The sequence below is a fragment of the Vibrio sp. 10N.222.55.B11 genome (assembly GCF_041473705.1).
Classification (GTDB): Bacteria; Pseudomonadota; Gammaproteobacteria; order Enterobacterales; family Vibrionaceae; genus Vibrio; species Vibrio crassostreae_C.
Genome location: NZ_JBFRST010000151.1, coordinates 1 through 2,310, shown reverse-complemented (window position 1 = coordinate 2,310; position 2,310 = coordinate 1). Strand labels below are relative to the sequence as shown.

The 2,310-nt window shown below is 44.3% G+C and carries 2 protein-coding genes; one reads left to right on the top strand and one right to left on the bottom strand.

Going from position 1 to position 2,310, the window contains the following annotated elements:
- Positions 1-90 precede the first annotated feature (90 nt).
- Positions 91-699 carry a riboflavin synthase gene (locus tag AB4503_RS25465; protein ID WP_017063887.1) on the bottom strand — a complete coding sequence of 203 codons (609 nt, stop codon included), beginning with the start codon at positions 697-699 and terminating at the stop codon, positions 91-93.
- A 161-nt stretch (positions 700-860) separates the two neighbouring features.
- Here AB4503_RS25465 and AB4503_RS25460 point away from each other — a divergent pair, with 161 nt between their 5' ends.
- A complete protein-coding gene (locus tag AB4503_RS25460) occupies positions 861-2,231 on the top strand; it encodes an MATE family efflux transporter (RefSeq protein ID WP_372115917.1) in 1,371 nt (456 codons plus the stop codon).
- Positions 2,232-2,310 lie beyond the last annotated feature (79 nt).

The window sequence follows — 2,310 nt, the reverse complement described above, 5'->3', positions numbered from 1 at the left end:
TCTTAAGTGAACGGCATTACACCTCACGTGCTCTTTTTTAATTTGGTCATCGGTGTGATTTTATTGCCACCGATTCAATGCGCTTAGTGGCTATTTCTGGTTCGCTAATACACGCTCGACAGTATCAACAATTGCCTGCGTTTGTGGATCGAACTCAATGTTCACTTGGTCGCCTACTTCACGGCCGCCAAACAGAGTACGATTCAGAGTTTCTGGGATCAGGTGAACAGAGAAACGGTTCTCTTCCACTTCACCAATCGTCAATGAACAACCATCAACACCAATGTAACCCTTACTCAATACGTACTTCATCGATTCTTCTGGTAGTTCGAACCAAAGTGTACGGTTGTTTTCTGTTTTAATCACATCGACTAGGTTAGCCATCAGAGTAATGTGGCCAGACATGCTATGCCCGCCAATTTCGTCACCAAACTTTGCTGCACGCTCAACATTCACTTTGTCACCAACATTCAGTTGGCCTAAGTTCGTCAATCGCAATGTCGCTTGCATTAAATCAAAAGCAATCTGGTTACCTGAAATTTCCGTTACCGTTAAGCAACAACCGTTATGAGCTACTGAAGCACCAATGGCTAATCCTTCAACCATTTCATCGCTTAGCTCAATGGTATGAGTTTGAAACGACTCTTTTTTGTTGATAGCAACCAGTGTTGCCATGCCTTGAACGATACCTGTAAACATAAGATTCCTATTTAGCATTCTAGTAACAGTTTTTCATAGCAGTTATTGTGACATTTCTTTATGATTCGTCCAGTGGAAGCTTAAGATCATTGTCTCTGATTCCTTCAGAATGTCCTTTCCTACACTATTATTCTAATTTTCCCTCTTATTTGGAGTTGTTTGTGCATCGTTACAAAGAAGAATCCTCGAATCTAATTAAACTTGCGACCCCAGTATTGATCGCATCCGTTGCACAAACTGGAATGGGTTTTGTTGATACCGTAATGGCCGGTGGCGTAAGTGCTATCGATATGGCGGCGGTTTCGATTGCAGCAAGTATCTGGCTACCATCAATCCTATTTGGTGTTGGTCTATTGATGGCGTTGGTTCCTGTCGTTGCACAACTGAATGGTTCTGGTCGACAAGTCAAAATTCCATTCGAAATTCAACAAGGCGCATTTTTAGCGCTCGTCATCTCCCTTCCAATCATTGGTGTGCTTTTTCAAACACAATTGATATTGGAGTGGATGGACATTGAACAACTCATGGCGGAAAAGACCATCGGCTATATGAATGCGGTGATGTTTGCTGTACCTGCGTTTTTGTTGTTCCAAACATTGCGAAGCTTTACCGATGGTATGTCTTTAACCAAGCCTGCGATGGTGATTGGTTTTATTGGCTTGCTATTAAACATCCCGCTGAACTGGATGTTCGTATACGGAAAACTTGGTGCTCCTGCTCTGGGTGGTGTTGGCTGTGGCGTTGCAACGGCTATCGTATATTGGGTGATGTTTGCACTACTGTTCGCTTACGTTTTAACATCAAAGCGTTTGGCGAAAATCAACATCTTCGGTACGTTCCATAAGCCGCAACTTAAAGCTCAAATTCGCCTGTTTAGACTTGGTTTCCCTGTCGCAGCCGCTATCTTCTTCGAGGTAACCTTGTTTGCGGTTGTTTCCTTGTTGGTTGCCCCACTTGGCTCGTTGATTGTTGCCGCGCACCAAGTCGCGATCAACTTCTCTTCGCTGGTCTTCATGATTCCAATGAGTATCGGTGCAGCCGTGAGTATTCGTGTTGGGCATAAGTTGGGCGAAAACAACACCGAAGGCGCTAAGATCGCGACACACGTAGGTATCATTGTTGGTTTAGTGACAGCCCTTATGACAGCGGCGTTAACGATTCTGTTTAGAGAACAGGTTGCATTACTTTACACAGAGAACACGGCAGTAATTATGGTTGCAATGCAGTTGCTGTTGTTCGCGGCGGTTTATCAATGTACTGACGCCATCCAAGTTATCGCTGCGGGTGCTCTGCGTGGCTACAAAGACATGCGTTCAATCTTCAACATCACCTTTGTGGCTTACTGGTTGCTTGGCCTTCCTATCGGCTACATCTTAGGAATGAAAGATTGGATTGTTGACCCTATGGGTGCGCACGGCTTCTGGACTGGTTTCATTGTCGGTCTAACATCAGCAGCGATTATGCTGGGTATGCGTCTACACTGGATGCACAAGCAGGACGATGACGTTCAGTTAAAATTTAGTTCTCGCTAGATTCGTACTCGCTAAGTCGGTCTATCTGATTTCGAATAAAAAAAGAGCTCTGATTTTCAGGTAATGCCGTTCACTTAAG

Excerpts from the sequence above, each read along its gene's own strand:
- AB4503_RS25465 (WP_017063887.1), bottom strand. The coding sequence starts at position 699 with ATGTTTACAGGTATCGTTCAAGGCATGGCAACACTGGTTGCTATCAAC.